The sequence below is a fragment of the Micromonospora sp. DSM 43699 genome, assembly GCF_055517075.1.
Genome location: NZ_JBTMMT010000044.1, coordinates 52,055 through 58,054 on the forward strand (window position 1 = coordinate 52,055; position 6,000 = coordinate 58,054).

At 74.7% G+C, this 6,000-nt stretch carries 4 protein-coding genes and 1 pseudogene; 3 read left to right on the forward strand and 2 right to left on the reverse strand.

The window, feature by feature from the left end:
- Window positions 1-96 precede the first annotated feature (96 nt).
- A complete protein-coding gene (pip, locus tag AC0AIB_RS20770; protein WP_465097299.1) occupies window positions 97-1,050 on the reverse strand; it encodes a prolyl aminopeptidase in 954 nt (317 codons plus the stop codon).
- 200 nt (window positions 1,051-1,250) lie between these two features.
- Between pip and AC0AIB_RS20775 the strand changes: the two genes are divergently transcribed.
- From AC0AIB_RS20775 to AC0AIB_RS20785, 3 genes and pseudogenes are all read left to right on the forward strand, one after another.
- Entirely contained in the window at window positions 1,251-2,888 is a 1,638-nt protein-coding gene (locus AC0AIB_RS20775) for a serine/threonine-protein kinase (protein ID WP_465097300.1), read from the forward strand.
- 73 nt (window positions 2,889-2,961) lie between these two features.
- A pseudogene (locus tag AC0AIB_RS20780) lies at window positions 2,962-3,672 on the forward strand (membrane protein); the annotation flags it as partial.
- Between the two features lie 537 nt (window positions 3,673-4,209).
- Window positions 4,210-5,484: an MFS transporter gene (locus tag AC0AIB_RS20785; protein WP_465097301.1), complete on the forward strand. Its 1,275-nt coding sequence runs from the start codon at window positions 4,210-4,212 to the stop codon at window positions 5,482-5,484.
- On the opposite strand, the gene AC0AIB_RS20790 is transcribed toward AC0AIB_RS20785, so the two are convergent.
- Window positions 5,460-5,873, reverse strand: a complete 414-nt coding sequence (locus tag AC0AIB_RS20790) for a YchJ family protein (protein ID WP_328347176.1) — start codon at window positions 5,871-5,873, stop codon at window positions 5,460-5,462. The genes AC0AIB_RS20785 and AC0AIB_RS20790 overlap by 25 nt on opposite strands.
- Between the last annotated feature and the right edge of the window lie 127 nt (window positions 5,874-6,000).

The window sequence follows — 6,000 nt, forward strand, 5'->3', positions numbered from 1 at the left end:
TTGCGCTTGAGATGGAGGATATTGCCACCACGGTGGTCGGCGCTAGGGGGCGGCATCGATCGTTGCCGCACTGCCTGTCGCACAGCGGCCGGCTGTTCAGCCGGCGGCGGCGAAGTGGTCGAGGGCGGCCAGTACGTGCCGCCGGGTCGCCGCCGTGCCGAAGTGGCCCGCCTCCTCGACCAGGTGCAACTGTGAACCCGGCCAGGCCCGGTGCAGCTCCCAGGCGGTGACCGGCGGGCTGCCCAGGTCGACCCGGCCGTGGATCAGCACGCCCGGTGTCCCGGCCAGCCGACCCGCGTGCCGGATCAGCTCGCCCTCGGCCAGCCACGCCCCGTGCGAGAAGTAGCGGGCGCAGATCCGGACCATGGCGGTCCGGTCCGCCGACGGCCGGTCACCGTACGGGGTGCCCACCCCCTCGGCGGAGACCGCGGCGTCCTCCCAGGCGCACCAGTCCAGCACGGCGCGCTCCCGTACCGCCGGGTCCGGGTCCTCCACCAGCCGGGCGTACGCGCCCACCACGTCGTCGTCCGGGCCGACGCCGCCACCGGCGAGGAACCGTTCCCACTCGCGGGGGAAGTACCTGCCGACGCCCCGGTAGAGCCAGTCGATCTCCGACCGGCGGGTGGTGGTGACGGCGGCGATGACGATCCCGGACACCCGCGCCGGGTGCCGCTGCGCGTACGCCAGCAGCAGCGTCGAGCCCCACGAGACGCCGTAGAGCAACCAGCTGTCGACGCCGAGGTGTTCGCGGAGCCGCTCCATGTCGGCGATCAGGTGGGCGGTGGTGTTGTGGCGCAGGTCGGTCGCCGGGTCGCTGGCATGCGGGGTGCTGCGCCCACAGTTGCGCTGGTCGAAGAGGACCACCCGGTAACGGGCCGGGTCGAAGGACCGCCTGGCCCACGGGCCGCTGCCCGAACCCGGTCCACCGTGGACGAACAGCGCGGGCCGCCCGGCCGGGTTGCCGGACACCTCCCAGTAGACCCGGTTGCCGTCGCCGACGTCGAGCATGCCGTGGTCGTACGGCTCGATCGGCGGGTACCGCTCGTCCATCGGTGTCCTCCCGGGGCCGGCTGTGGCGGGGTCACCACGTTACGGCCTCTGCCCGCCCCTGCCCGCCCCTCCCGACGACACCCGGTGACCGGAACTAATCTCCGGGGGCGGACGTCCGGACGCGAGGAAACAACCATTGCGCCGATGGACCGCAGCTCGCACCGGGTAAGAATGAGCAGTGTGACCTGTGACCAGTCCCGGTGGACCGGAAGGGCCGGCGGGTGACCGGCGACTGGCGGCTGTCCGGCTACACCCCGGTGCGTCAACTCGGCGTGGGCGCGTCCGGCGAGGTGCTGCTCGCCACCCACGACGCCACCGGCACCCCGGTCGCCATCCGCTACCTGCCCGGCACCCTCGCCGACGACGCCGCCTTCCGGATGGCCTTCCGGGAGCAGGCGCGGCTGCTCGTCGAGGTGGACGATCCGCACGTCTGCCGGCTCTACGAGTACGCCGAGTCGCGCTCCGGCGCGGCGGTCGTGCTGGAACTGGTCAACGGGCCGACCCTGCGTCACCTGCTGCGCGCGCACGGGCCCGTCGGACCGGAGGCCGCGCTCTGCGTCCTCAAGGGCTCGCTCGCCGGGCTCGCCGCCGCGCACGCCCGGGGCGTCGTGCACCGCGACCACCGGCCGGAGAACGTCCTCGTCGGCGTTGACGGGTGGACCAAGCTCACCGACTTCGGCATCACCCCGCCGGCCGCCGGCACCCGTCGCCACCTGGCCCCGGAGCAGTGGACGGGCGCCCCCGCCGAACCGGCCGGCGACATCTACGCCGCCACCGCGACCTTCTTCGAGTGCCTGACCGGTCGACCCCCCTACGACGGGCAGGACGCGGCCACCCTGCGCGCGCAGCACGCCACCGCACCGGTCCCGACCGACCCGACCCCCGCACCGGTGCACGACCTGCTCCGCCACGGGTTGGCCTGGTGCCCGGCCGACCGGCCACAGCCCGCCGAGATCTTTCTCGCCGAACTGGAACACACCGCCGCCCGCTCGTACGGCGGCGACTGGGAGCAGCGGGGCCGGCACCAACTGGCCCAGCGGGTCGCGCTGCTCACCGCGTACCTCCCCTTCCCCGACGGCGTCCCCGTTCCCGCCACCGTCGCCGTCGCGGCCGAACCCCGCGCCGCCTTCCGGCGCGGCGGCACCCGCAGCGCCCTGGTCGGGGTGGGCCTGACCGCGGTCCTGCTGACCGGCGTCGTCGGGGTGACCTACGCCGCCCGCCGACCCGGGCCGCTCACCCTCGCCGACGGTGCCGCCGTGCCGGGGGCGACCGCCGCTGCCACCCGCAGCCCGGCCCCGCTCGCCGCCGCGCCGGCGATCACCGTCGTGCCACCGGAGCCGAGCCGCAGTCCCACGCCGGCGGCGACCACCACCGGCCCGCGGCCCACCGCCGCCGCGCCCCGGTCCGCCGCCGCGACCACCACCCGGGTACGCACCCCGGGCCCGACGCCACCGACGACGGCGATCAGCCCGCTGCTGCCCTCCGACGTGTTCGCGCCGACGGTGTCGGCCCTGGACACCAGCGCGGCCACCGTGGAGCCGAAGGGCTGCCCGGCCGGCGTCACGTCGACCACTGTCACCGCCACGGTGGTCGACGACCGGGCCGGCGGCGACCTGCTCCGGGTGGTTTTCCGTTACACCCTCGACGGGGCCACCCGTACCGTCACCATGGACCAGATCGGCCCGGAGGCCTTCCGGGGCACCCTCGGTGACCTGCCGGTGCCTCAGGCGGTGACTAGGATCCCGGTCGAGGTGATCGCCGTCGACGACGCCGGAAACGCCTCGGCGCCCGCCGGCCCGGTCGTGGTGTCGCTGCTGCCGACCTGTACGTCGGGCTGACCGGCCCTGGTTTCCGGCGTCCCGGCCGAGGGTAGCTTCGGGGGTCGACCGAGCTGACGGTGGAGGACCACGGATGACAGACAACTTCGGCGATGCGGCGGGCGACGCCCTCCGGGCGGTACTGCTCTTCCTGCCCAAGGCGGTCGCCTTCGTGGCGATCCTGGTGGCGGGCTGGCTGATCGCCAAGGCCGTTCGCAAGATCGTCGACAAGGTGCTGGAACGGGTGCACTTCGACCGGGCCGTCGAGCGCGGCGGCATCAAGACCGCCCTGGCCCGGTCCCGCTACGACGCCAGCGACATCGTCGCCAAGCTCTCCTACTACGGCGTGCTGCTGGTGACCCTCCAGCTCGCCTTCGGCATCTGGGGCCCCAACCCGATCTCCGACCTCATCGCCGGGGTGATCGCCTGGCTGCCCCGGGCGTTCGTCGCGATCGTCATCGTGGTCGTCACCGCCGCGATCGCCAACGCGGTCAAGGACATCATCAGCAGCGCGCTCGGCGGCCTGTCCTACGGCCGGGTGCTCGCCAACATCGCCTCGGTGTTCATCCTCGGGCTCGGGGTGATCGCCGCGCTCAACCAGATCGGCGTCGCCACCGCGGTCACCACGCCGGTGCTCGTCGCCGTCCTCGCCACCGTCGGCGGCATCCTCGTCGTCGGGGTCGGCGGCGGTCTGATCCGCCCGATGCAGGCCCGCTGGGAGTCCTGGCTGACCCGGGCCGAGCAGGAGTCCCGCACCATCGCCACCCACGCCCGCGCCTACCAGGCGGGCCGGCGCGACGTCGAGGCCCGGCTGAGCCCGGCACCGGCGGCCGACCCCACCCCGCCGGTGCCGGCCGCCGCCGCGCCCACCCCGGCGGCCCCACTGGACGACGACGCCGAGCGCACCCAGGTGGTGTCCCGCCCCGACGAGGCGGAGCGCACCCAGGTCCTGCCGCGTGCCGACGAGGCCGAGCAGACCCAGGTGGTGTCCCGTCCCGCCGACCGGGACGCCACCGGGGCGTCCGACAGCCCGCCGACCGCTGTGGTGCCGCGTCAGGCCGGGCCGGTGGACGGATCCACCGCCGACAGCGAGGCCACCATGGTCATTCCACCGATGGACCCCGAACCGCCCCGGCGCTGACCGGGCGTACGGCGGCGGGGCGGAACCGGACCAGGTCCCGCCCCGCCGCCGTACGCGTTCCGCCGGGGCCGCGCCCCGCCCCCGGCCGGGCTAGCATCGGCAGATGACCTGGCGATGTTGATCCGGCACTGAAGGCCGAAACCGTGGGCCGCCACGGACGCCGTACCTCCCGCGTCCGTGCCGTCCCGTGGAAAGGCCCTGATGATCCTCACCTCCACGCGGGTGTCCGACCCCCGCGTCCGCCGGCTGTCGACCACGCTCTACTGCTACCTGTTCCTCAGCGACTTCGTGCTGATCTATCCGGTGTACGTCCTGCTCTTCGGCGCCACCGGCCTCACCGTCGGGCAGATCTCCGCGCTCTTCGTGGTCTGGTCGGTGACCGGCATCGTGCTGGAGGTGCCGTCCGGGGCCTGGGCCGACAGCGTCTCCCGACGGCTGCTGCTCTGCCTCGCGCCGCTGCTCGCCGGGGCCTGCTTCGCGCTCTGGGTGCTGGTCGCCTCGTGGTGGGCGTTCGCGCTCGGCTTCGTCCTCTGGGGGGCCGGTGGCGCGCTCGGCTCCGGTGCCCTGGAGGCATTGGTCCACACCGAACTCGACCGGCTCGGTGCGGCCGGCCGGTACGCCCGCACCATGGGTCGGGGCCGGACGGCCGGGGTGCTCGGCATGCTCGCCTCGATCGGCCTGGCCGGGCCGGTCCTCGCCGTCGGTGGCTACCTGGCGGTCGGGGCGGCCAGCGTGCTGTCCGGGGTGCTCGCCGCGGCCGTGGCCACCCGGTTTCCGGAACACCGCCGCGACGACACCGCACCACCGCCACCAACCGGCGCATCGGCCGTACCGTTCGGCGAGCCGCTGGCCCTACCGCCGGTCGACGGCGCGGAGGCCGAACCGGGCTGGTGGGGGAGCCTGCGCGCCGGCCTGGCCGAGGCGCGCGCCGACCGGCGGGTCCGGTCGGCCGTGCTGCTCGTCCCGGCGGTGACGGCGGTCTGGGGCGCCCTCGACGAGTACACCCCGTTGCTGGCCCACGACATCGGCGTCCCGGCGGCCACGGTGCCGCTGCTGCTCCTGCCGGTCTGGGTCGGGATGACCGTCGGCGGTCTGCTCGCCCCGGCGGCGGAGCGACTGACCACCCCCGGCTATGCCGCGCTGCTCGTCGTGGCCGCGGTCGCCCTGGTCGCCGGGGCCGTCGTCCGACATCCAGGTGGTTTCGTGCTGCTCGGCGTCGCGTTCTGCGCCCTGCAACTCGCCACCGTGCTGGCCGACGCCCGGTTGCAGGCACGGATCACCGGGCCGGGGCGGGCCACCGTCACGTCGGTCGCCGGGATGGGCACCGACCTGGCCATGATCGGCGCGTACGGCGGGTACGCGCTGGTCGCCGCCACCGGCGGGCACGCCACGGCGTTCGCGGCGGCGGCCGTGCCGTACCTGCTTGTCGCCGGTGCGCTGGTGGTGTCGGGTCAGGACGGCAGCGCGTCGAGGTAGACCCAGTTGCCGTCCTCCCGGACGAACCGGCTGTGCTCGTCCACCGTCCCGGGCTGCCCGGCGTCCCGGTAGTGGGCGCGGAACGCCACCGTTCCGGTGCTGTCCAGCAGGCCACCCCGGGTGCTGTCGACGATCTCCAGTCGGGTCCAACGCTGGGCGGGGTCGAGTCGCAGCCGGGCCGGCCGGGTGCGGGAGTGCCAGCTGCGCAGCAGGTAGTCGGGGTCGCCGACGGCGAAGGCGCTGAACCTCGACCGCATCAGCGCCTCCGCCGTGCCGGCCGTACCATCGCCCCGGTGCAGTGGCCCGCAGCAGTCGGCGTACGGCAGGCCGGTGCCGCAGGGGCAGGACCGCTGGGTGCCGCCGTTCCGGCGGGATGCAGGTTTCGCCACCCGTCCATCCTGCCGGACACCCTGTAACCGGCGAACCGGGCCGGCCCCGTGGTGGGGGTCGGCCCGGTTCGGTGTTCGGGGTCAGGAGGTGTAGCCGCGGGTGGCGATCCAGTCGGCGAGGTTGTCG

Coding starts and splice junctions, on each gene's coding strand:
- pip (WP_465097299.1), bottom strand. CDS start 1,050: ATGGACGAGCGGTACCCGCCGATCGAGCCGTACGACCACGGCATGCTC.
- AC0AIB_RS20785 (WP_465097301.1), top strand. CDS start 4,210: ATGATCCTCACCTCCACGCGGGTGTCCGACCCCCGCGTCCGCCGGCTG.